The sequence below is a fragment of the Candidatus Pelagibacter bacterium nBUS_29 genome (genome assembly GCF_051200905.1).
In the GTDB taxonomy this organism is placed as follows: domain Bacteria; phylum Pseudomonadota; class Alphaproteobacteria; order Pelagibacterales; family Pelagibacteraceae; genus Pelagibacter.
The window spans coordinates 390,349-414,223 of the sequence record NZ_CP172843.1 but is presented as its reverse complement, the minus strand read 5'-3'; the positions used below and the strand labels follow the sequence as shown (position 1 = coordinate 414,223).

Below are 23,875 nucleotides of genomic sequence, written 5' to 3'. Positions count from 1 at the left end.
TAGTGAAAACCCCAATTCTTAAAAAAGAAATTATTAAAATCTTTCAAAAATATGGTCTTAGTAAAGATCATGCTTTAATTTCAGCAAATGCATTAATTAATGCAGAATTAGTTGGAGCTTATGGACATGGTTTATCAAGACTTAAAATGTACTGCGATCGTATTTCAAAAAAAGTAATTAATCCAAAACCTAAAATTAAAATAAAGAAAATTTCTCAATCTGTTTCACATATAGATGCAAACAATAGTATTGGTTTTGTTGCAGCAGATCTTGGAATTAAAACAGCAATTAAACATGCTCAAAAAACTGGTATTGGAATGGTAGCTGTAAAGAATAGTGGTCATTATGGATTATCTGGTTACTACGCAGAACAAGCTGTTAAGAAAAATTTAATAGCGATGATTTATACAAATGCTCCTCCGGCTGTTGCACCTCATGGTGCTTTAAAATCTTTATTTGGAACAAATCCAGTTTGTTTTGGAACCCCTACTGGCTCTAAAATTCCTTTTATATTAGATACATCAATCTCAGTTATAAATAGAGGTAAAATTAGAGTAGCTGCAAGAAACAATCAAAAAATTCCAGAGGGTGTTGCTCTAGATAAATCAGGTAACCCAACAACTGATGCAAAAAAAGCTTTAGCAGGTGTTCAACTTCCAATAGCAGGATTTAGAGGTTCAGGTCTTGCTTGGATGGTAGATATTTTAAGTGGTGTATTAACTGGTGGCAATCATGCAGGAAGAGTTAAAGATCCTTTTGATGATTTCTCTGGCCCACAAAATATTGGACATTTGTTTATTGCTTTTAAAGCAAATTTATTTCAAAAAAATTATAATCAAAGAATTAAAGATAATATTAAAACAATTAAAAAACTTCCTAAGATTAAAGGCATAAAAGAAATAATGTATCCTGGGCAAAATAAATTTAATCGATACAAACAAAATCTTAAAAAAGAAATCTCAATCCCAGATATTATTAAAAAAGATCTAGAGACTTTGATAAACTAATAAGGATATTGCTCCAAAAAAAGTAATTATAAAAGATAAAATAATTGTATTTTTAATAAATTGTCTTTTTTGTTTTACTCTAAGTTTTTTTTTAAGTTCGTGAACACATAGATTTTTTTGATTTTCGACTTCATTTAATTCATTATTATTTTCAGAAGCTTCATCTAACGCTTTGCTCATAACATGAGTTAATCACTGCTAAATTTGTAATTAAATAGATCGACAGTCCAAATTGGGCAAAATTAATTTGCAAGAAAAGTTAGAGCACCTAAAGACACACACACTGTAGAAAAGATAATTGTTCTTTTAAATTTATCCTTTTTTTTCTGATCTATTATTCTTTGCTTAAGAACATCCACGTTAACTCTAGTGTTAATTACGAGAGAAGGGTCTTTAGCAACATCAGATGTTCTATTTAAGCTTTCTGTACTCATTGATGATAATTAATCATGCATCAATAAATTTTGATATACTACCGTTGTCCAAAATGGGTTGACTCCTTTATTTGTATCGTTCAAATTGGGTTTTTTAAAAATATATGAAGCAATTACCCAGTATATCCAATCAAATTAATGAAGATAAAATCTTTAAAATTATCAATAAAAATTTTAGTAAAATAGCACCCTATTGGTTTGAATTAATTTCTAGTTGGCTTATTCGTTCATACAATGTTTTTCAAGACATCGATAAATTCATAATTTTAATCTACTTCATTAATAAAGATTTAATTTTCTATAGAAAAAATGGATTAGTGATTGATTACGATACATTTTATAAAGATAAATCAATAGAAATTCCAAAAATAAATATAAGTGATATCTCAAATGATCTTCATATACCTAAAGAAAGTGTAAGACGTAAAGTTCAAGAATTAGAGAAATCAGGAGTAATTAAAAAAACTGGAAAAAAGATTTTTGTAGATAGATCTGCCTTTACAACTGCAAAAGCAGAACAAACTTTAAAAGAATTAAGCATCTTAATAAGTAGGTTTAATGAAATGTTAGTGAAGGAAAAGATAACTAATAATATATTTGATACTAATGAAATTTCAGAGTCAATTAAAACTAATTTTTCTTTTTGCTGGTATCAATTTTATAAATTACTATTTATTTATACCAATCGTATGAGGAGCGCTACATTTGACTTAGAAAGTTTGGCTATAGGGTTAGTGGTTCTTTTAAATACAATGAGTAATAAAAGTTTTAAGGTAAAAGATTTAAATATGAAACATTGGTCAAAGTTAGCTCAGGGAGCTGATGAAGTGGGAGTTAATGCAATGTCAATATCAGATATAACAGGTATTCCTAGACCTACAGTTGTTAGAAAGATAAAAAAATTAATTGAAGCTGATTTTTTACATATTAATGAAAAAAAACTTATTACACTGAACATAACGGGTCAAAGATTAAAAAAACAAATTAAGATGCAAAATCAAAATATGAAAAATCTAAGTAACTTTTTGTATAGAATTTTTAACCAGATTAAGATTACAAATACTAATTAGATTTTCTTAAAATATAAATAAAGATAAAACCAGTTATATACATAGTAAGTGCATAAGCTGCAGTTGGTATCATATAGGCAATATCATCAAACATTAATGTTGCAACAAACACTGCTAAAGTTCCATTTTGTAAACCACACTCTAATGCAATACATTTTTGTTGAGCTATTCCTGATACAAATTTTTTAGCTATAAAATATGCTATCAACATCATTACTACGTTTAAGATTAAAACAGCTAAACCTGCTTGAGTAAGATAATTTAAAATATTATCTTTTTCTTCAATCAAAATTGCAGCAAAAACAATTATAAATAACCAGCCAGTTAATTTATTAATAATATTAATTTTAGATGAAATAAAGTTTTCAGCAAAACCTCTGATAATCATTCCAATGATAACTGGTACTGTTACAACTAATGCCATCTTTAATGCAATACCTGTCATTGAAATATCTTTTGAAACAACTGCTCCTAAAAATTCGGCTGAGTTTATGACAACAAATGGAACTGATATTATACTGATTAGGCTTACAATTGCAGTTAACGAGATTGATAAAGCAACATCTCCATCTGCAAACTTAGTTAATACGTTTGAGGTAACTCCACCTGGTGCTGCAGCAATAATCATTAAACCAACAGCTAATGGAGCTGAAAGATCTAAAGCTAAAGCTACACCTAAGGCAACTATTGGTAAAATTACTAATTGAGAAAAAAAACCAACAAAAAAATCCTTTGGAGTTTTTAATACTCTTGTAAAATCTTTAACTGAAAGACCAAGACCTAGTCCTAACATAATTAATGCTAAACAAATTGGTGCAATCTTAGTTACGATTTCCATTAATAGTTTTTATATAGAAGTTCCTTTTATTAGCAAATTTAATTAAACCACAAATTGAAAATCTGTCATAACTTTGAAATAAATAGTGACAAACCTTATTAATTCATACTAAGTTTTAAAAATATTAACTAGAGAGAGGACATAATGAAAAATATAATGAAACTAGCTTCAATTGCTTTGGTTCTTTTATTTACTTTGTTCGGTCTAACAAACAAAGCTTCAGCTGCAAAACTTACTTTATATTGCAGTGTTGAAATAGATGTTTGTGAAATGCTGGAACAGGCTTATGAAAAAGAAACAGGCACTAAAGTTGCAATGACAAGAGCAAGTAGTGGTGAAACTTTTGCTAAAATTAAAGCAGAATCTTCAAATCCTAAAGGAGATGTTTGGTTTGGTGGAACAGGTGATCCACACCTAACAGCTGCTCAAGAAAATCTAACTGCAGAATATAAATCAAAACATTTTAATGATTTATTACCAGCAGCTCAAAACCAAGCTGTAAATGCAAACTATAAATCTGTTGGTATTTATGTTGGTGCATTAGGTTTTGGATATAACAAAGAACTTTTAGCAAAAAAAGGTTTGCCAGCTCCTAAATCATGGATGGATTTAACTAAACCTATTTATAAAGGTGAAATCCAAATAGCTAATCCAAATTCATCTGGAACTGCTTACACAACTTTAGCTACAATTATTCAAATTTTTGGAGAAGATAAAGGTTGGGATTATATGAAGGCTCTTCATTTGAATGTGAACACATATACTAAATCTGGTTCTGCTCCAATTAAAGCAACTGGTAGAGGTGAAAACCTAATAGGTATTTGTTTCCAACATGATGGTGTTAAACAAACTAAAAAAGGTTTACCTGTAGTAACTGTTTCTCCTGAAGAAGGAACTGGTTATGAAGTTGGATCTATGAGTATTATTGCAGGTGCAAGAAATATGAAGGAAGCTAAAAAGTTTTATGACTGGGCTTTAAGTCCCCCGATTCAAACTATGGTTTTCACTTCAGGAAAATCTTTGCAGGTGCCATCTAATACTAAAGCACAAGCTGATCCTGATGCTCCAGATTTATCAACTATAAACTTAATTGATTATAACTTTAAAGTTTATGGAGATAAAAGTACTAGAGCGGGCCTGTTATCCAAATGGGATAACGATGTATCTGTAATTCCTAGATAATATTAGGAATTAATGAGAGGAACTCGTTATCTGTTGGATACTCATAGGAGGATTGGGTTTCCTGATCTTTCCTTGGTATGTAACAGGTGACGGGTTTTTCTCTATTAGCTGGATTAAGGAATATTCTTTAGAAGATTATGGTTCAGTATTACCTCAAGTATTTATAAATAAAAAATATTGGCTTTTACCTTTAACTATTCCTTTATTTTTTCCTTTAACCACAATCAAATTAAACCAAAATAACCCTCTTTACTCAAAGATTTTTTTATATTCAGGATTAATTGGTTTTTTTTATTTTTTTCTACAAGGGTTTTCAATTGGTATTAGAGGATGGAATTTTGAAATTTTTCAATCAATTTTTGGGGATGTAGAAAATCAGTTTGGAGTTGGATTGGGTGCAGTTTTAACTTGCTGTACATTTATATTCTATATTACTCATGGTCTTTCCTCACGTGGATGGCTAAATGGCGATAATTTTATTGTTGGTAGCATTGGAAGTATCATTATTTTAGTTTCTACTTTTGTATTCTTCCCAATTTTTAGGATGTTTACAGTTGCTTTTAAAGGAACAGAGGGAGGTTATGAAATTAGTAATTTCTCAGATAAAATATTTAATAAAGGTATTTGGGGTTTAGATTGTACTTATAGTGATTATGCTTGTGGAGTTTTTTGGAACACAGTTACTATGGGAACTCTTACTGCATTTTCATCAACCATTTTAGGATTAGCTTTTGCTCTTTTAATAGCAAGAACTAGTTTTAGATTTAAAAAAACAATAAGAATATTATCTGTATTACCAATAATCACTCCCCCTTTTGTAATTGGTTTAGCAATAATTATTTTATTTGGAAGAACTGGTGTAGTAAGTACTTTTCTAGAATGGGGATTTGATATTGAACCTTCTAGATGGATTTATGGTTTACCAGGAATATGGTTTGCACAAACACTAGCCTTCACTCCTATTGCATTTTTAATTTTAATTGGAGTTGTAGAAAGTGTTAGCCCATCAATGGAAGAAGCATCCCAAACATTAAGAGCTTCTAAATGGCAAGTTTTTAAAACTGTTACTTTACCATTAATGAGACCTGGGATTGCAAATGCATTTTTAATTGGTTTTATTGAAAGCTTAGCAGATTTTGGTAATCCATTAGTACTTGGAGCGGAGTATGATGTTTTATCTACAGAAATATTTTTTGCAATTGTTGGTGCGCAATACGACGAAACAAAAGCAGCAATTTTAGCAATGATTTTATTATCTGTTGTTCTTGTAATATTTTATCTTCAAAATCAGTGGTTGGGTAAAAAATCTTATATTTCAATTTCTGGCAAAGGTGATAGCGGCGTGCATCCCGAACTTCCTCAAAAAACTAAATGGGTAATTTATTCAACCGTACTTCCCTGGGCGTTAATGACATTTATTATCTATGTGATGATTATGTTTGGAGGTTTTGTTGAAATGTGGGGCGTTGATCATAGTTTCACCTTAAAACATTATATTGAAGCATTTAGCGTTGACTGGGTTAAAGATAGAGGATTATTGTGGACTGGTACTGCTTGGAATTCTTTTAATACAACATTTACCATAGCAATAATTTCTGCTTTACCAACAGCTGCAATAGGAATTTTAACAGCCTATCTTCTCACAAGGCATAAATTTAAAGGTAAGAATGCTTTTGAATTTGGGACAATGTTAAGTTTTGCAATCCCTGGAAGTGTTATTGGAGTAAGCTATGTTTTTGCTTTTAATGTTCCGCCTCTTGAATTGACTGGAACAGGAATAATTCTAGTAATTGCTTTTGTATTCAGGAATATGCCAGTTGGAGTAAGGGCTGGAATAGCTGCAATGAATCAACTTGATCCTCATTTAGATGAAGCTTCATCAACTTTAAATGCATCTAGCTCTCAAACATTCAGAAATATAATTCTTCCATTACTTAAACCTGCAATTACTGCATCTTTAGTGTTTAGCTTTGTAAGAGCAATGACCGCTATTAGCGCTGTTATCTTTCTTGTAAGTGCAAATTATGACTTAGCCGTTTCATACATCTTAGGAAGATTAGAAAATAATGACTATGGTCTAGCGATAGTATATTCATCAGCATTAATAATTGTTATGTTGTTTACAATTTTACTTATGCAATTAATAATAGGCCAACGAAAATTAGGAAGAAGAGATCAATCTGCAGGAATTTTACAAGGAAACTTAGGATAATGAAAAAAGCTGAAGTAAAATTTGAAAATATTACAAAAAAATTTAATGAAACTGTGGCTGTAGATAATGTCAGCTGTAGTTTTGAAGCTGGAACTTTAACAACATTGCTTGGTCCATCAGGATGTGGAAAAACTACATCATTAAGAATAATTGCTGGATTAGAAAGAGCAACAGAAGGAAAAATATTAGTTGATAATGAAGATGTTACCCTGCTGCCAGCAACTGACAGAGATGTTTCAATGGTATTTCAATCTTATGCCTTATTCCCACACATGAGTGTTATAGAAAATGTTTCTTATGGGTTAAAAATGATCAATGTAAATAAAGAGGAATATATTGAAAAAGCTTTAGAAACTTTAAAACTAGTAAATCTAGAGGGATACGAAAAAAGAATGCCTTCTGAGTTGTCTGGAGGACAACAACAAAGAGTAGCAGTTGCAAGAGCAATTGTACTAAAACCTAAAGTATTATTATTTGATGAACCTCTTTCAAATTTAGATGCAAAACTAAGACGACAAGTTCGTGAAGATATAAGAGAAATTCAACAAAAACTTGGAGTAACAACAATTTATGTAACACATGATCAGGAAGAAGCTTTAGCAATATCAGATAAAGTTATAGTTATGAATAAAGCTGTAATTGCTCAAGAAGGAAGTCCAAAAGATCTTTATAACTTTCCAAAAAATAAATTTGTAGCTAATTTTATTGGTGATGCAAATGTAGTTAAAGCTGAAATAATAAACAAACAATCAAATATTTATGAAATAAAATTAGCAGAAATAAAAGTAAAAATTGAAAGCGATAATGATTTTAATAAAACTGTTTCTGTGGCCTTAAGACCTGAGAAAATTAAAATTGATAGAGTTGATAACAAGAATTGTATTCACGCAACGGTAAATAATGCTTCTTTTGTTGGTAGTAGCTACCAATATATTTTAAACTCTGAGATGGGTAAATTATACGTCATTGCTAATGACACAAATGATGTATTTGAAGTTGGTGAAAAAGTATTTTTAAGTCTTAATGAAAAAGATATTCGAGTTCTTAAAGATTAGATTGCCCACCCCTCTCATCATAAGGATCATATCTTAAACTTCTTAAGAATTTTCTTATGTCATTAACAAGTAGATCTGGTTTTTCTAAAGCTGCAAAGTGACCACCAGCTGACATTTCAGTCCATTGTTTGATATTAAATATTCTCTCAACATAAGATCTTGGTGGCCATTCAGACATTTCAGCAGGAAATATTGCTGCAGCTGTTGGAATTTCTATTTTTTTAAAATTTTTTGGAAAAAATCTTCCACCCTCTTCTCTTCTTCCATAATAAATCCAAGTTGCTGTATCAAAGGTTTTGGTCAAAATATAAACCATGATATTTGCTAATAATTTATCTTTTGAATAGACACTTTCAATTTTGTTATCTTTTAAATCAGACCAAGCATGCATTTTTTCAATTATCCATGCAGCTACTCCGACTGGACTATCCATCATTCCGTAACTTAAAGTTTGGGGCTTTGTTGCTTGTTGTGTCCTATATCCATCTTGCATAATTTGATCTTTATCAAATCTTATTTGCCAATCTTTTTCTTCAACAGACTGAGGACCATCTGGGTGACGCATAGTAAGACAATTTATATGAATTGCTTTACAAAAATTTGAATGATCATAACCAATCCAGTTTGCAATAGTTGCTCCCCAATCACCTCCTTGGGCTATGTAATTTTTATATTCAAGATTTTCCGTCATGAGTTTGTTAAATATTCCTGCCATTTTTCTTGGGCCAAGTGGTTTTGAAGGTTTGCTTGAAAAACCAAAGCCAGGTAATGAAGGAACGATTACGTCAAAAGAGTTTTTTTTATCTCCTCCAAACTTTTCAGGATGAGCAAGTTTTTCGATAATATCTAAAAATTCAACAACAGATCCTGGCCATCCATGCATTAACAATAATGGCGCAGAATTTGAGCTACTTCCTTTTTCTTTAATAAAATGAATTTCTTCTCCATCTACATTCGTAGTAAAGTTGGAAAATTTATTAAGTTTTAATTCGTGTTTGCCCCAATCAAAATCTTTAACCCAATAGTTACACAATTCTTTTAAATAACCTTTATTGGTTCCGTGATCCCAATTTTCTAAATTAGCTACAGAATCCCACGGATAGTCTTTTACTTTTTGATAAATCAAAGATATTTCTTTTTTAGTAAAATTAATGTTGAATTCTTTAATCATTTAATAAATTTAATATCTAAAATAATAAAATCTACTATATACATTATAAAATTTAATTATAATCATTGTTTATGCTTTCAAATAAAGAAATTATTTGTCCCAACAACTTGTTAGATGAAGCACATAAAAAAAAAGGTGTAAAAGTTGCTGTTGTTAATGCTGGTAAACCTTTACCCATGCTTTCTGTTCAAGATGCAGTAAATGAAAATTTAATTGAACCTATTTTTATAGGAGACAAAAAAGAAATTCTAAAATGTGCAGAGGATTTAAAATGGGATATTTCTCAGTATGAAATTATTGATGAACCTGTAGAAAATGCTACAGCAAAAATTGCAGCAAAACTTGCTAGCGAAGAAAAAGTAAAGATAATTGTTAAAGGTCATATTCACACAGATGTGTTAATGAAAGAAGTTTTAAAACGTGAATATAATTTGTTAGGAAAAACCCGATTAAGTCATATCTGGCACATGACTGTTGAAAAAGATGGCAAACCTTTAATCATTACAGACGGTGCTTTAAATGTTTTACCCAATGTTAAAACAAAAATGCATATTCTCAAAAATGTAATTAATTTTTCTAATAGAATAGGAATATCTAGGCCAAAAGTTGCTGTTTTATCAGCTACAGAAGAAGTTTTGGATAGTGTTCCAAGTTCTTTAGATGCTGCTGAATTAACAAAACTTGCAAAAGAAGAAAATTTAGAAGCTGATGTTTTTGGACCGTTAGCATTTGATAATAGTATTTCAAAAAAATCAGCTGCTATAAAAGGGATTAAAAATGTAGTAGCTGGAGAAGCTGATGTTTTGTTAGTTCCAAGTGTAGAAACTGGAAATGGTTTAGTTAAAATGATGATTTATTTTATGGGCGCTTGTGCTGCTGGAGTTGTAGTTGGTGGTAAAGTTCCAGTTGTAATTACAAGCAGATCTGATGAAGCTCAAGCAAGACTAGCTTCTATTGCAGCAGCAGTAGTTGCCTTAGATTAATTCTAAATTAAATTTATGAAACCAATTGATTATATAAGTCTATATCTCTTAGTGATCATTCTTTGTGTGACTAGTGTAAATATGGCCTATAGATTTTATTTTTAAATCATTGAATAAAATTCATTTTTACTTTATTAAGATGTTCTTAAAACAAAGGAAATAATCAATGGCAATACAATATTTAAAAAAATCACCAAAAACATCTTCAACAGACGATACAAAAACTAGAGGGATAGTTGAAGGAATTCTTAAAGACATAGAACAATCTAAAGAAGAAGGTTGTAAAGAACTTTCAAAAAAATTTGATAAATTTGAAGGTGATGTGGTTATTTCTAAGGAAAGAATTGAAGAAATTAAAAAAACATTAGATCAAAAAACTAAAGATGATGTTCAATTTGCTCATGAGAGAGTAAGAAAATTTGCTGAAGCACAATTAAAAAACTATGGACAAGATTTTGAAGTTGAGCTTTCTGAAGGATTATTTGCAGGTCAAAGATTAATTCCTGTTAATACAGCTGGATGTTATGTTCCTGCTGGAAGATATGCTCATATTGCTTCTGCAGTTATGAGTGTAACAACTGCAAAAGTTGCAGGTGTAAAAAATATTCTAGTGTGTAGTTCTCCAAAACCTGGTGTAGGAGTTCACCCAACTATAGTTTATACGGCTGACCTTTGTGGTGCAGATGTAATTATGAATTTAGGTGGTGTTCAAGCAATAGCAGCTATGACAAACGGATTATTTAACAATGCACCAGCAGATATAATAGTTGGTCCTGGTAATCAGTTTGTAGCTGAAGCTAAAAGAATACTATTTGGAAAAGTTGGAATTGATTTATTTGCAGGTCCTACAGAGATAGCTGTAATAGCAGATGAAACTGCTGATCCTGAAATTGTTGCTGTAGATTTAGTTGGTCAAGCTGAACACGGCTATAACTCTCCTGCTTGGTTATACACAACAAGTAAAGAATTAGCTGAAAAAGTGATGAAAAGAGTTCCTGAGTTGATTGCTGAATTACCAGAACTTCCAAGAACTAATGCTGATGCAGCTTGGAGAGATTATGGTGAAGTAGTTCTTTGTGATACAGACGAAGAAATGGCTTCTATTAGTGACGAGTATGCTCCTGAACACTTAGAGGTGCAAACAAAAAATTTAGAATGGTTTCATAAAAGATTAAAAAATTATGGATCTTTGTTCATTGGTGAAGAAACAACAGTTGCTTATGGTGATAAATGTTCTGGAACAAACCATATTTTACCTACTAAAGGTGCCGGAAGATACACAGGTGGTTTGTTTGTTGGAAAATTTATTAAAACTCTAAGTTTTCAAAGAATGACCAAAGAATCTACTGAATTAGTTGGTGCGGCGGCTGCTAGACTTTCCAGATATGAAGGAATGGAAGCGCACGCAAGAACTGGTGATGTGAGACTTAAAAAATACGGTTATTCTAATTAGGATTTAACTCTTTTACCATTTTCATCAAAAACAAAAATATCTTTTGAGTTAAAGCCGATACTATTTTCAATAGAGTGATGGCTTGGAATTTTTGCACTGATTTCGTATTGATCCATTTTGATATAGGCTATTTTTTCATTACCTAAATTTTCAATTAAATCTACTTTTGGATTAAACTTGTATTCACTATTTTCTGAAACACTCAAATGTTCGGGCCTTAAACCTAAATAATAGTCTTTTTTAGAAAAATTTATTCCATCAATTTTAATTGAATTTCCTAAAAATTTAATTTCGTTATTTGAAATAATATTATCAGCTGTAATTTTTAAAATATTCATTTTTGGAGTTCCAATAAATTGGGCAACAAAAATATTTGAAGGATTGCTGTATATTTCATCTGGCGTTCCAACTTGTTCAATATTTCCATGATTTAAAATAACTATCCTGTCAGCTAAAGTCATAGCTTCAACTTGATCATGTGTTACATAAATCATATTTGTTTTTATTTGATTGTGAAGTTTTGAAATCTCAACCCTCATTTCAGCTCTTAACGCAGCATCAAGATTTGATAATGGTTCGTCAAATAAGAAAATTTTTGGATTTCTTGTAATAGCTCTTCCAATAGCAACTCTTTGTCTTTGACCTCCGGAAAGCTGTTTGGGTTTTCTTTCTAATAATTCTTCAATTTTTAAAATTTTTGCAGCCTGCATAACTTTTTGTTCAATTTCTTCTTTAGATCTTTTTTCAATTTTTAGACCAAAAGACATATTTTCATAAACATTCATATGTGGGTACAATGCATAAGATTGAAAAACCATTGCAGTTTCTCTTTTTGATGGATGTAATTCATTAACTAATTGATCATTAATAAATATTTCACCCTCATCAATTTGCTCCAGACCTGCGATCATTCTTAATAAAGTAGATTTTCCACAACCTGAAGGTCCAACTAAAACTAAAAACTCATCTTCTTTACCCTCAAGATTAAAATTATTTATAATCTTATTAGTTCCGAATGATTTGTGAATATTAGTAAATTTTATATTAGACATTATTATTTTTAAATTAGTTCAAAAATATCAACACCAATTTGGTTTAAAATATGGGCGATGTCAATTGGAACCCAGTTCTCTCTAATTTTTCCTTCATCATGATGATAAAAATCCATTACTCTCATTGTAACATTTTTATTGTTTGGGGGATATCCTAACCAATCATTTGAACCATATGTTGCTTGAATACTGTGCCATCCAGCAGTTAAAGAAAACTTTCCATCTCCTAGTTCAGAATAATGACCTAGTTTCCAGTAATTTCTTTCTTTGAAAGTTTTTCTAAAAGGAAGTTGATGATTATCCACAAAACCTTCCAAAGATCTTGCAGTCCCTATTCCACTTGGTCCATACCAAATCATTTTATCATGCCAAAACTCTGCTTGTGGATGATCAATTAGTTTTAATTTTAAATCTTCATCTGAATTTGTATCTAGTTCAGGTTTAATATTTAAACTTCTTTGCATTATAAGTGCTTGATCTAAATTTGATTTAGAAATGTTAAGATCTTTTTCAAAGTAATTTACCCCATCAGTATTTATGGGATTTAACCAATTGCCTTCAGCTCCTCTAGATTTGTTAATTGGAAAAACTCCTGTTTGAAAGATTAAGTCGATAACATCTATTAAGATATGGCTTTCTACTATTTTATCATTTTTAAGTTCATGTATTTCACAACATCTTAAATTAACCATCTTATTATTTGGTTTTATTCCCAACCAACTTTTTTTAAAAATTCCAGAAAGCGTAGAGATAGAAGCAACTTGTATTTTATCTCTAAAAGCTCCTCCAATTATTAGTTGTGTTCTTCTTTCTAGATCAGGAAAAGACTCGAATAATGGTAACCAGTAATCATCTTTAAATTTATCAAGACCACTAAACTCATTAACAGGGTGAAAACAATTAACCTTAATATCTTTTGCAAAATATTTTTTTAAATTATCATCTAGCTTAGATTTTCCAGAATGAACTATATCTGTTAAATAATTTTTTACTTTTTGTTTGTTTTTATAATTTTCTTCAGGGGTAATAATAATATTTTCTACGTCTTCTTGCCCTTTAAGTCCTGTGTCAAAATTTTCAATTTTCATATATAAAACAGTTATATTTAATAAAAAGACAATAAATATTATGACTGAAAGAATTGCAAGATTTAATGAACTCACACCTAGCACATTACCTTTTGTTGAGGGAAGAATGGAAGGTCATAAAGAAAGAAAAAATTATTCAATTGTAGGTCCGGGTGTCGCAGAAGATAGCAATCAATCTGTTAAAATTTCTAAATCTCATGGTTACAATCTTGGTGCAGTTAGCGCTAACCCTAAAAATGGTTCAGGGCTACACAGTCACACAACAGCTGAAGTATTTTTAATCTATTCAGGTAAATGGAGATTCTATTGGGGTGCAGATGGTAAAAATGAAATAATTTTAAGTAAAGGGGATATTGTTTCAATGCCAACTAATATGTTTAGAGGTTTTGAAAACGCTGGTAATGAAGAAGGTTTAATTTTTGTAATATTGGGAAATGATGACCCTGGAATAATCACTTGGATTCCTAATGTTTTGATTAAAGCAAAAGAAACTGGATTGGCTTTGCTAGATGACAATTCTTTGATTGATTTAAATGAAAGTGAAATACCTCAAAACAGAAAACTTTTAGAGCCAATCACAAATGAAAAGCTTCAAGAATTTGATAATTATGAAATAAATGAAATTGATAAGTTTGTTTGTAAATTTAAAAATCATATTAATCATGAAACTATTTTAAATAATGGAATTAAGTTAATTCAAATTATAGGTAATAATTTTTGTAAAAAAAACTATGATCCTTTAATTAATCATAACACTGGTTTTAATTACAGTATTCTAAAGGCCAAAAAAGGGTTTGTAGAAGATTTAATCTTTGAGAAACCAACTATTTTATTTTCACAAAATGGGAGTTGGAAAATCAAGGTAGAAGATAATGAATTTGACATCAATTCAAAGGATACTTTTTCTGTTCCCTTAAATACTAAGATTAATATTTCTATTGATAATAATGAAGACAGTTTTTTAAACTGTGTTAGTAAAGCTTAATGAAAGGCTTTGATAAAAAATATAAAGATTTTCCAGATTATATTTTAAAGATCACAAAACAGATTTGGGAAGGAAAAGATGTGGACTCAATTGGTGAATTTTATACTGACAACATTCCAGTTAGGTCTCCTTTTGGAATTACTTATGGAAATAAACCTGTAATAGAAGCAACTTATAATACATTAAAAGAATTCCCAAATAGACAATTACTTGGCGAAGATGTTATCTGGAATGGAAATGATATTAACGGCTATCATTCCTCACATAGGATTTTAAGCAAAGGAACACATTTGGGAGATGGATTTTATGGCAAACCAACTGGTAAAAATATTTATTATAGAGTAATAGCGGACTGCGCTTGTAAAGGCAATCAAGTGTACGATGAATGGATTGTAAGAGATCAAGGAGCAATGGTAAGACAAATTGGTTATACTCCAAAAGAATTTGCTCAAATAATGATTGATAAGGAGGGTGGATTAGAAAAAGCTAAAAAACTTTTTGATAAAAATGATATCAAGCCATCAGATTATAAACCAGAGAAAATAAAAAAAGACTCTGCGGGTCAAAAATATTCAGAAATATTAAGTAAAGTTTTTGAAGAAGGTTATGATTTTAATGATTACAATAGAGCGTCAAGTATTTATTGGCCAGGAAACAAATTGGGTCATGGAAGAGAAGATATTTCAAAATTTTGGAACTCTTTAAAAGATATTTTTACTGATATTAAATTTACCATTGAACATGTTGGATATTTAGATGAGTCTAACAAAAACCCAAGGGCATCAATTAGATGGTTTTTAGAAGGTATGCACTCAGCAGACAGTGGAGACTATGGTAAAAAAACAAATTCTAAATTATTTATTATGGGAATAAATCATGTAGAATTAAATGAAGATGGGGTTATAAGAGAATGGGTTTTGTTTGATGAGGTTGCAATATGGAAACAAATTCTAATAAATAATAATTAAAATGACTAAAATAAAAACAACTCATGTTGGAAGCCTACCAAGATCAAATGAACTTTCTGATCTTTTGTTTAAAAAGGACAAACAAGAAAAAATTGATTTAGAAAATTTTGATGCAGTAGTAAAAAAAGATGTAAAAAAAATTGTAAAAAAACAAATTGATCTAGGTATTGATTTTATAAGTGATGGAGAGATGTCAAAAATCAGTTATGCGACTTATGTTAAAGATAGAATAGATGGATTTTCAGGTGAAAGTGAAAGAAAAGCTCCAAGAGATCTTGATGATTTTCCAACATTTAAAGAACGAATTGCTAGATCAGGTGGAACACCAACCTATACAAGACCATGTTGTACGCATGAATTAAAGATTAAAGAGACTTTATCTTTAACAAAGGATATCAACAACTTTAAAGATGCGCTCAAAGAAAATAATCATAGTAATGCATTTATGAATGCAGCCTCCCCAGGTGTAATTTCAGCATTTTTACCAAATAAATTTTATAAAAATGATGACGAATATTTGGAATCTTTGTCAAAACTTATGAAACAAGAATATGAAGAAATTGTTTCTAACGATATATATTTGCAATTAGATTGTCCTGACCTTGCTTTGGCAAGACATATGACATTTAAAGATTTGTCTGAAGAAGATTTTTTAAAAAGAGCAGAAAAACAAATTGAATTTTTAAATCAATCTATAAAAAATATTCCTCAATCTAAAATTAGAATGCATATCTGCTGGGGTAATTATGAAGGACCGCATTCATATGATATTTCTTTGGATAAAATCTTACCTTTAATTTTAAAAGCAAATGTTGGAACTTATTTACTAGAATCTTCCAACCCAAGACATTCTCATGAATGGCAAGCGTTTGAAGAAATTAAACTACCAAAAGATAAAATCATAGCCCCAGGAGTAATAGACTCTACTACAAATTTTGTAGAACATCCTGAGGTTGTAAAAAATAGACTTGTTCAATTTTCAAAGGTTATTGGTAAAGAGCAATTAATGGCTGGAACAGATTGTGGTTTCAGTACTTTTGCAGGATTTGGAAATGTTGACGAAAACATAGTTTATAAGAAACTTGAGTCTTTAGTAATTGGTACAGAGCTTGCTTCTAAAGCTATTTAATTTTTTGCTTTGAAATTATCAAAAAAAACGACAAAATAGCTTTATAAATACTTTCAAGTATTTTGTAGGGTTTAAAGATTAAAATTATAGAAAGGTAATGAATATGAAAAAAATATTAATCGTATTATCATTTTTGCTATTTGGCACTTATGCTAATGCAGACTGTAATATTAAATCTGGATCAATCAACATCTTAGCGAATGATTTTCCAGCATTAAGAACACTTGTTGATACAGCTAAAGAATGTAAAGGTAGCGCAGATTTTAAAGTAACACATTCAGCAGAACACAATAAAATTGCTGTACCAGCGCTAACTGCTAATCCTTCAGAATTTTCTGTTAGAGTAGCAGCAAACAGTTCAATTGTTCCATTAATGAATGGTGATTTAATTAGACCTATGAATGATCTAGTTAAAAAATATGGAAAAGGCATTCAAGACTCACAATTAATTACAATTGATGGAAAAGTTATGGCTGTTGCATTTATGGCTAACACTCAGCATTTATATGTAAGAACGGATGTCTTAAAAGAAAACGGTATTGCAATTCCAAAAACTTATGAGGATGTTGTTGCAGCTTCTGAAAAAATTAGAGCAGCTGGAAAAATGAAATATCCTTATGCTGCAGCCTATAAAGCTGGCTGGAACTTAGCAGAAGAATTTGTAAACATGTATATTGGTCATGGTGGTGAATTTTTTAAAGCTGGAACAGCAAAACCAAACATCAATAATGCTAAAGGTGTAGCGACTCTAAATATGCTAAAAAAATTAGCTGATTTGAGTAATCCTGATTATTTAACACATGATAGTGAAGCAATTAAAGTAGAATGGGAAGCTGGAAATGTTGCCATTATGACTTTATGGGCTTCAAGATCTGGAACTCTTCTAGATGATGAGGGAGATGCTAAAATCACAGCTGCTACTAAGCTAGTTGCACCAGCAACTGTTGGTGGTGGAAACATTCCTGCTGCAACACTTTGGTGGGATGGATTTACACTTGCTAAAAATAGACCAGATGCAGATGCAGAAGCTTCTTTTAGAGCAATGGCTCATGCTGCTTCTTCAAAAGAAATGGTAGCAAAAGCTGCAGACCAAGCGGTTTGGTTAGTTGAAGGATTTGTTCCAGGACCAAAATCTGTTGGTGTAATTGAAGCAGTAAAAATGGGTGCAAAACCTTATCCAATGTTGCCTCAAATGGGACTAATGCACGGTGCCTTGGGTAATGAAATTGTTGAATTTTTGCAAGGAAATGAGTTAGCTGAACAAGCATTAAAGGATGTTGAAGCTGCTTATAATACTAAAGCAAAAGAACAAGGGTTCCTATAATATCTAAGTATCTTTAAGTGGGGATTTATTCCCCACTTAACTAAAATTCATGCCTAATAAAAGTTTTTTTTGGTTTTTTATACCAACTGGTTTAGCAATGATTTTATTCATTGGTTTACCCATTATATCAACTGGTGTTCAGTCTTTTTATGCTCAACACGATCAGATTTTAAAAGAAGTTAAAAAATGTGATCCATTTGGCTGCAAGGTTTCAGTACAAATTGATCAAGAAGCTACTTCAAAAATTAGGGAAGAAAAGCCACTTGGAAAATTTAATGGTTTTGGAACTTATGTAGACAGAAATCATTTAGCGACTGACCAATTATCTAATTTTTGGAATGAGAGTAACTCAGCTGGAGAATTTTTATCTAAAGTAGGTAATCTGCCTTTTTATAAAGCATTAATTTTTACTTTTACTTATTGTATTATTGTTACACCATGTGTTTTATTGTTAGGATTTGTTATTGCCCTTAGTCTAAATTCAATTTCAAGGAAAATAAGAGGTGCTTTAATCTTTGGTACAATTTTACCAATGATAGTAACTCCATTAGTTGGTTCTTTAGTTTTATTTTGGATGGTAGATGCAGAAGGAATTATTGGAGCAAACTTACAACTATTGATGAATGATCCCTATCTATCAGTTAAATCTTCTAAAACACTTACTTGGATCACAATTATTATTTATGGTATTTGGCATCACTCCCCTTTTGCCTTTGTAGTATTCTATGCAGCTTTACAAACAGTTCCTCAGGAACCGTTAGAAGCTTCAATTATTGATGGTGCTTCAAGATTTCAGAGAGTTAAGCATATTGTTTTACCTCATATTTATCCTGTCGTAACATTTGTAGCTTTAATTTCTTTAATGGATAACTTTAGAGTATTTGAACCTATCATTGGTTTTAGTGCCCAAGGTAGTGCTCAATCATTGTCTTGGTTGATATATGATAATTTAGTTAATGAAGAGGTTATTTTATTTGGCTCAGCAGCTGCAACTTCAATAATGACAATTATTGGAATAGCAATAATACTAACGCCAGTTTTAATAAGAACTTGGAGAGAATTTAGAACAAATAGATAATCATGGATTACGGATTAGATAAAAAATCAAATAGTTTAAAAACCTTCAATACTATGTTTATAGTTGTTTGGTTATTGATAGCATGTTTTCCTTTTATTTGGACTTTTTGGGGTTCTTTTAAAGTAAGAGCAGACTTTTTTTCAAGAGCTGATTGGTGGTATGCAATAACAGCTTTCAACACATTATTGGAAACTGGCAAAAGTTTTACAACTGAAGCTTATAGTGGCGCATGGTTTGAAGGTGAGTTTTGGAAAGCATCAAGAAACACTATAATAGTAACTGTAAGTGTAGTTTCTGTCTCTTTGTTTCTTGGAACCTTAGGAGCTTACGCTTTATCAAGATCTACAAAAAATTATGCATTTTGGATATTGATTGTTGCATTAGTATTTAGAGCTATGCCTCATATAACTTTAGTTTCTGGATATTTATTTCCTTTTTTTCAATTACAAATTTGGGGAATTCTACCTACAACAATTGTAGTGTTAATAGCAATTAATCAACCATTTACACTTTGGCTACTTTACTCTTTTTTTAAAACTGTTCCAAAAGAACTTGACGAAAGTGCACTAATAGATGGGTGTACATACTTTCAAACATTCAGACATATAATTATGCCTGTGATGTGGCCAGGAGTTATAACAGCTGGATTATTTAGTTTAATGCTAGCATATAACGATTTTACTGTGACAGCCTTATTACTTAATCAAGAAAATCATACAATGGTTCCTAAAATTCAGAGTTACCTTGGAACCAATCAACACGAGGGTAATTTGATGTGGGCAGTTTCAGCAGTAGTTTCTGCTACAGCACCTTTATTCTTGTTGGTAATGTTTTTTCAAAAACAAGTAATAAGTGGATTAACAGCAGGCGCTGTAAAAGGTTAATTAACAAAATCTTTAATTAAATTATTAAATTTATCTGGTTCTTCAAGATGCACGTTATGACTACAATCTTTAAAGATTTCTAATCTACTATTTTTAATTTTTTTGTTAAGTGTATCAACTTGATCAAAATTATATGAGGTATCTTTATCACCCCAAACTATTAATGTTTGATTTTTAATATTTTCTAATTCATCTATTCCTGACCAATTTTGCATTGCTTTAAGTGCATTATCAGCAGTCTCTAGACAAACATTTTTAACTGCATTTGCACATAAATAATAATTTTTATCCTGGTCACCTTTTACAAACCATTTTTGTGGCACTCTTGAAAATGAAATTTCTACCCCATCGTCTTTAAGTTTTCTTCTAGTTTCGTCAATTGGTTCAAACCTTCCAGGTATTTCACCGATGGATCCAGTTGCAAAACAAATTAATTTATTAACTCTATTACCAGCAATTTTAGTTATTTCTTGAACTATCATTCCACCCATTGAATGACCAAGTAAATTAAATTTATCTATTTTTTTTTCATCTATTATATTAATTACAAACTTGGCCATTTTATTAATTGAGTCTAATGATTGGACACCACTACTCTCACCAAATCCAGGTAAGGCTGGTGAAATTACTCTACAAAAGTTTGAAAAAAAATTTCTTTGATTACACCACATTTCAGATGAGCCTAAATAACCATGAACTAATACTAAAGGATATCCCTCACCTACATCATCTATATAAATTTTACTCATAATATTTAATTAATCATTTTTGTTATAATAAACAATGTTAAAAAACTCATAAAAATAATTATTGAGATATTAATTATATTCCAAATTTTTTTACTTTTCGCATATTTAGAAAGATATTTTGAAAGATATCCAATTAAGAAAAAAAATAAAAAAGATGCAATTGATGCACCTACTCCAAAGAGTATTTTTTGACTTATTATGAAGTTCTTTGAAAAATTTCCTAAAAAGAATACTGTATCAGAATAAACATGTGGATTTAAATATGTAAATCCTAGAGTTTTTAAAAAAATATTAAATGCTGTAATACTTGTTAAATCTGTATCAAAATTGACTGCCGTATTATAATTCTTTATTTTTGAATAAATAAAATGAAGTAGAAAAATGACTAAAGCTATATTAAATATTAATTCAACAATTGAATTAAAATACTGATTAAAAAATTGAAAAATAAATATTCCAAGAAAAATTAAAATTAAGTCTGAAATAGAGCAAACTATACAAACAAGAAATACATGTTGTTTTTTTAACCCTTGTTCAATTACAAAAATATTTTGAGCTCCGATTGCTAAAATAAGACTTAATCCAGTAAAAAAACCTAATAGCAGAAAATCCATTAGGTTTTATTAAACTCTTTTCTTACCTTGAACAACCCTATCTAAAATTAAAGCTACAAATAATATAGCAACACCTGCTAGTATACCTTGACCAACATTAGCATATTGTAAAGCTTCTAGTACATCTTGTCCTAAACCTTTTGCTCCAATTAGTGATGCAACTACAACCATTGCTAAACTTAACATTACAGTTTGGTTTACACCTGCTAAAATTGATGGAGTGGCTAAAGGTAAATCTACCTTTCTTAATAAATACCATTTAGTTGCACCGTAAGCTATTGCAGCTTCCCTGATTGTTTCAGGAACTCCTCTTAATCCAAGTACTGTTAATCTAACAACAGGAGTTCCGCCAAATATCATCGTAATTATAACTGCTGCAACCTTCCCTGTTCCAAAGAATGCAATTACAGGTATCATAAATACAAACGCTGGCATTGTTTGCATAAAATCCATTATTGGTCTTATCATTGAATAAAATCTTTGTCGTCTTGCGCAAAAAATCCCAAGTGGTATTCCAATTGCGATACTTAAAATTGCTGCTGTTCCAAGTAAAGCTAGTGTTGTCATAGCTTTTACCCAAAAACCTAAAAATCCCATGTAACTTAAAAATCCGGCTGAATAAATTGCAGCTCTAGGCCCAGCTGATAGTCCTGTTAAGGTTACTATGGTAGTTATAATTACTATCCAGGGAGTTTTAACAAACAATAATTCTAAGAAATCTAAAACAGATCTTATGCCAATTGTAATTGCTGTGAACAATGCATCTCCTTTTAAAACCGCATAATTAAAAATAGTTTCGACCCAAGCTATAGAGGTTAATCTAATATCAGGATGAGTTGGAAACTCATTCATAATACCTATCAAACCTGGAAAACTATAATGAACTACAGAAAAGAACATAATCACAGAAGCAAAAACTGTACTTAAAATATAGTTTTTAGTTTGCATGCCTGGACTTATTGTTTTGTCTGAAAGCCATTCAGAATATCTTTTTTCTAATTTAGAGTTTGCAAGCACTCCTTGGATAATTTTAATTAAAATTAATGAAACAATGCCAAAAATTGTTATCCAAATAGCTGATGCTTCAATTCTATCGACTTCATTGATATAGCCTTGCATAGCATCTTCTAAGGATTTAATGTTCCTCTTATAGACATCAACTTTATCCGGATTATTTGTTATAGCTGCTTCTAATTGTTTGTTTCTAAAGGCAATAGTAGATTGTACCTGTTCAATTTTTTGAATAGCATCCTTTGTAATATTTCCAAATAAACCTCTAATAATCTGAACAACTGAAAAAGTTTCAATAATTAAAAAAGTTAAGGCCCAATTCCAAATATTACGCATTCCAAACCAAATTGGCCCAAGAATTGCAGCGTATAAATTAAATGAGAAAGAAAATGTTGGCTTGCTACCTATTTTTTGAAATTGATCAATATAATAATCTGGATTTGTTTTAACAAAATCAGTTATTAACTCTGATCTAGATGGATTATTTAGCTCTTTACTCACCATCTCCTCCTTCAATAACTGCTTTTAAAAGATCAGACTGAGAAATTACCCCAACAATTTTATTTTGATCATTATTTACAATGATTGGTTTATCTCTTGAAGCTGATGTCTCAATAAGTTTACTCAATAAATCACTTTCATTAACAGCTTCTAAATCATTTGAAAGTTTTCCATTTTTATTTTCAAAATTTTCAACTGATTGCATTATTGATTTAGCCTGAACTACTTTTAATCTAGAAATACCTTTAACAAAATCAGCAACATAATCATCTGCTGGACTAACAACAATTTCTTCAGGTGTTCCAACCTGAATAACTTTACCATCTCTCATAATTGCAATTCGATGACCTACTCTTACGGCTTCATCTAAATCATGAGTAATGAAAACAGTCGTTTTTTTCATTTGTTTTGAAAGTTTAATAAATTCTGATTGAAGTTGTCTCCTAATTAATGGATCTAATGCACTAAACGGCTCATCCATTAATAAAAAATCAGGATCTGCTGCTAATGCTCGAGCAAGCCCTACTCTTTGTTGCATTCCACCTGATAGTTCATGAGCAAATTTATTTCCCCAACCTTGTAATTCAACAATATCTAAAATTTTATTTGCAGCATCTAATCTATCGTTTTTGCTTACACCTCTAATTTCAAGAGGCATTGCGATATTATCAACAACAGATCTATGAGGCATTAGTGCAAAGTTTTGAAATACCATACCAATTTTTTTATTTCTTAATTCTTGTAAACTTTCTCTATCAAGTGTCATTACATCCTGACCGTTGATCAAAATCTTGCCGGATGTTGGTTCTAAAAGTCTATTGATATGTCTAACTAATGTTGATTTTCCACTACCTGAAAGACCCATTACACAAAATATTTCACCCTGCTTAACATCAAAAGAAACATCAGATACACCTATAACTGAGTTATATTTCTCTAAGGCTTCATTTTTTGAAATTCTTTTATTTTGAATTGCATCTATTGCTTCGTTCGAAGTGTTACCAAACACTTTCCAAACATTTTCAATTTTAATTGCTGATTCAGATGAATCCATTTAACTTTCTTTTATTTGAGGAAAATATACCCG

At 30.4% G+C, this 23,875-nt stretch carries 23 protein-coding genes; 13 read left to right on the top strand and 10 right to left on the bottom strand.

What is annotated here, in order from left to right; translation table 11 throughout:
- The first annotated feature begins 2 nt into the window (after nt 1-2).
- The gene (locus ACIJYA_RS02180) at nt 3-1,007 is read left to right on the top strand and encodes an Ldh family oxidoreductase (RefSeq protein ID WP_435088843.1); all 1,005 of its coding nucleotides are present in this window, start codon (nt 3-5) and stop codon (nt 1,005-1,007) included.
- Here ACIJYA_RS02180 and ACIJYA_RS02175 read toward each other — a convergent pair.
- Both ACIJYA_RS02175 and ACIJYA_RS02170 read right to left on the bottom strand, forming a co-directional pair.
- Nucleotides 987-1,187 (bottom strand): hypothetical protein, encoded by a 201-nt coding sequence (locus tag ACIJYA_RS02175; protein ID WP_271497336.1) that lies wholly within the window; start codon nt 1,185-1,187, stop codon nt 987-989. The two genes, ACIJYA_RS02180 and ACIJYA_RS02175, sit on opposite strands and share 21 nt — an antisense overlap.
- A gap of 62 nt (nt 1,188-1,249) precedes the next feature.
- Complete coding sequence (locus tag ACIJYA_RS02170; RefSeq protein ID WP_435088842.1) at nt 1,250-1,441, bottom strand: hypothetical protein; 192 nt, start codon at nt 1,439-1,441, stop codon at nt 1,250-1,252.
- 104 nt (nt 1,442-1,545) lie between these two features.
- On the opposite strand from ACIJYA_RS02170, the gene ACIJYA_RS02165 reads away from it, so the two are divergent.
- Complete coding sequence (locus ACIJYA_RS02165) at nt 1,546-2,511, top strand: MarR family transcriptional regulator (protein ID WP_435088841.1); 966 nt, start codon at nt 1,546-1,548, stop codon at nt 2,509-2,511.
- On the opposite strand, the gene ACIJYA_RS02160 is transcribed toward ACIJYA_RS02165, so the two are convergent.
- Complete coding sequence (locus ACIJYA_RS02160) at nt 2,504-3,349, bottom strand: bile acid:sodium symporter family protein (protein WP_435088840.1); 846 nt, start codon at nt 3,347-3,349, stop codon at nt 2,504-2,506. The genes ACIJYA_RS02165 and ACIJYA_RS02160 overlap by 8 nt on opposite strands.
- A gap of 144 nt (nt 3,350-3,493) precedes the next feature.
- Here ACIJYA_RS02160 and ACIJYA_RS02155 point away from each other — a divergent pair, with 144 nt between their 5' ends.
- Genes ACIJYA_RS02155 through ACIJYA_RS02145 form a run of 3 tightly spaced genes read left to right on the top strand, consistent with a single transcriptional unit; the run spans nt 3,494 to nt 7,798 of the window.
- Nucleotides 3,494-4,531 carry an ABC transporter substrate-binding protein gene (locus ACIJYA_RS02155; protein ID WP_435088839.1) on the top strand — a complete coding sequence of 346 codons (1,038 nt, stop codon included), beginning with the start codon at nt 3,494-3,496 and terminating at the stop codon, nt 4,529-4,531.
- 52 nt (nt 4,532-4,583) lie between these two features.
- Nucleotides 4,584-6,743 carry an ABC transporter permease gene (locus ACIJYA_RS02150; protein ID WP_435088838.1) on the top strand — a complete coding sequence of 720 codons (2,160 nt, stop codon included), beginning with the start codon at nt 4,584-4,586 and terminating at the stop codon, nt 6,741-6,743.
- Nucleotides 6,743-7,798, top strand: a complete 1,056-nt coding sequence (locus ACIJYA_RS02145) for an ABC transporter ATP-binding protein (protein WP_435088837.1) — start codon at nt 6,743-6,745, stop codon at nt 7,796-7,798. Before ACIJYA_RS02150 ends, ACIJYA_RS02145 begins: the two co-directional genes overlap by 1 nt.
- Here the strand turns inward: ACIJYA_RS02145 and ACIJYA_RS02140 are convergent.
- A complete protein-coding gene (locus tag ACIJYA_RS02140; protein WP_435088836.1) occupies nt 7,788-8,969 on the bottom strand; it encodes an epoxide hydrolase family protein in 1,182 nt (393 codons plus the stop codon). The two genes, ACIJYA_RS02145 and ACIJYA_RS02140, sit on opposite strands and share 11 nt — an antisense overlap.
- A 71-nt stretch (nt 8,970-9,040) precedes the next feature.
- Here ACIJYA_RS02140 and ACIJYA_RS02135 point away from each other — a divergent pair, with 71 nt between their 5' ends.
- Together ACIJYA_RS02135 and hisD are read left to right on the top strand one after the other, a co-directional pair.
- Nucleotides 9,041-9,952 carry a bifunctional enoyl-CoA hydratase/phosphate acetyltransferase gene (locus ACIJYA_RS02135; RefSeq protein WP_435088835.1) on the top strand — a complete coding sequence of 304 codons (912 nt, stop codon included), beginning with the start codon at nt 9,041-9,043 and terminating at the stop codon, nt 9,950-9,952.
- A gap of 166 nt (nt 9,953-10,118) precedes the next feature.
- Nucleotides 10,119-11,405 carry a histidinol dehydrogenase gene (gene hisD / locus ACIJYA_RS02130; RefSeq protein ID WP_435088834.1) on the top strand — a complete coding sequence of 429 codons (1,287 nt, stop codon included), beginning with the start codon at nt 10,119-10,121 and terminating at the stop codon, nt 11,403-11,405.
- On the opposite strand, the gene ACIJYA_RS02125 is transcribed toward hisD, so the two are convergent.
- Together ACIJYA_RS02125 and ACIJYA_RS02120 are read right to left on the bottom strand one after the other, a co-directional pair.
- Nucleotides 11,402-12,457: an ABC transporter ATP-binding protein gene (locus ACIJYA_RS02125; RefSeq protein WP_435088833.1), complete on the bottom strand. Its 1,056-nt coding sequence runs from the start codon at nt 12,455-12,457 to the stop codon at nt 11,402-11,404. The two genes, hisD and ACIJYA_RS02125, sit on opposite strands and share 4 nt — an antisense overlap.
- Before the next feature lie 8 nt (nt 12,458-12,465).
- A complete protein-coding gene (locus ACIJYA_RS02120) occupies nt 12,466-13,545 on the bottom strand; it encodes an ester cyclase (RefSeq protein ID WP_435088832.1) in 1,080 nt (359 codons plus the stop codon).
- A gap of 40 nt (nt 13,546-13,585) precedes the next feature.
- Between ACIJYA_RS02120 and ACIJYA_RS02115 the strand changes: the two genes are divergently transcribed.
- The 6 genes from ACIJYA_RS02115 to ACIJYA_RS02090 all read left to right on the top strand — a co-directional run bounded on the left by ACIJYA_RS02115 (nt 13,586) and on the right by ACIJYA_RS02090 (nt 19,913).
- Entirely contained in the window at nt 13,586-14,530 is a 945-nt protein-coding gene (locus ACIJYA_RS02115; RefSeq protein WP_435088831.1) for a cupin domain-containing protein, read from the top strand.
- A complete protein-coding gene (locus ACIJYA_RS02110; protein ID WP_435088830.1) occupies nt 14,530-15,498 on the top strand; it encodes an ester cyclase in 969 nt (322 codons plus the stop codon). Before ACIJYA_RS02115 ends, ACIJYA_RS02110 begins: the two co-directional genes overlap by 1 nt.
- A gap of 1 nt (nt 15,499) precedes the next feature.
- Complete coding sequence (locus ACIJYA_RS02105; protein WP_435088829.1) at nt 15,500-16,627, top strand: cobalamin-independent methionine synthase II family protein; 1,128 nt, start codon at nt 15,500-15,502, stop codon at nt 16,625-16,627.
- A gap of 97 nt (nt 16,628-16,724) precedes the next feature.
- Complete coding sequence (locus tag ACIJYA_RS02100) at nt 16,725-17,951, top strand: ABC transporter substrate-binding protein (protein WP_435088828.1); 1,227 nt, start codon at nt 16,725-16,727, stop codon at nt 17,949-17,951.
- A 49-nt stretch (nt 17,952-18,000) separates the two neighbouring features.
- A complete protein-coding gene (locus ACIJYA_RS02095; protein ID WP_435088827.1) occupies nt 18,001-19,029 on the top strand; it encodes a carbohydrate ABC transporter permease in 1,029 nt (342 codons plus the stop codon).
- Nucleotides 19,030-19,031: 2 nt separating this feature from the next.
- Entirely contained in the window at nt 19,032-19,913 is an 882-nt protein-coding gene (locus tag ACIJYA_RS02090; protein ID WP_435088826.1) for a carbohydrate ABC transporter permease, read from the top strand.
- On the opposite strand, the gene ACIJYA_RS02085 is transcribed toward ACIJYA_RS02090, so the two are convergent.
- Genes ACIJYA_RS02085 through ACIJYA_RS02070 form a run of 4 tightly spaced genes read right to left on the bottom strand, consistent with a single transcriptional unit; the run spans nt 19,910 to nt 23,842 of the window.
- Complete coding sequence (locus ACIJYA_RS02085) at nt 19,910-20,662, bottom strand: alpha/beta fold hydrolase (RefSeq protein WP_435088825.1); 753 nt, start codon at nt 20,660-20,662, stop codon at nt 19,910-19,912. The two genes, ACIJYA_RS02090 and ACIJYA_RS02085, sit on opposite strands and share 4 nt — an antisense overlap.
- Before the next feature lie 5 nt (nt 20,663-20,667).
- Nucleotides 20,668-21,276, bottom strand: coding sequence for a LysE/ArgO family amino acid transporter (locus ACIJYA_RS02080; RefSeq protein ID WP_435088824.1), 609 nt, complete (start codon nt 21,274-21,276; stop codon nt 20,668-20,670).
- Nucleotides 21,277-21,285: 9 nt separating this feature from the next.
- The gene (locus tag ACIJYA_RS02075) at nt 21,286-22,791 is read right to left on the bottom strand and encodes an ABC transporter permease (RefSeq protein WP_435088823.1); all 1,506 of its coding nucleotides are present in this window, start codon (nt 22,789-22,791) and stop codon (nt 21,286-21,288) included.
- Nucleotides 22,781-23,842, bottom strand: coding sequence for a quaternary amine ABC transporter ATP-binding protein (locus ACIJYA_RS02070; protein WP_435088822.1), 1,062 nt, complete (start codon nt 23,840-23,842; stop codon nt 22,781-22,783). Before ACIJYA_RS02070 ends, ACIJYA_RS02075 begins: the two co-directional genes overlap by 11 nt.
- Nucleotides 23,843-23,875: the final 33 nt, after the last annotated feature.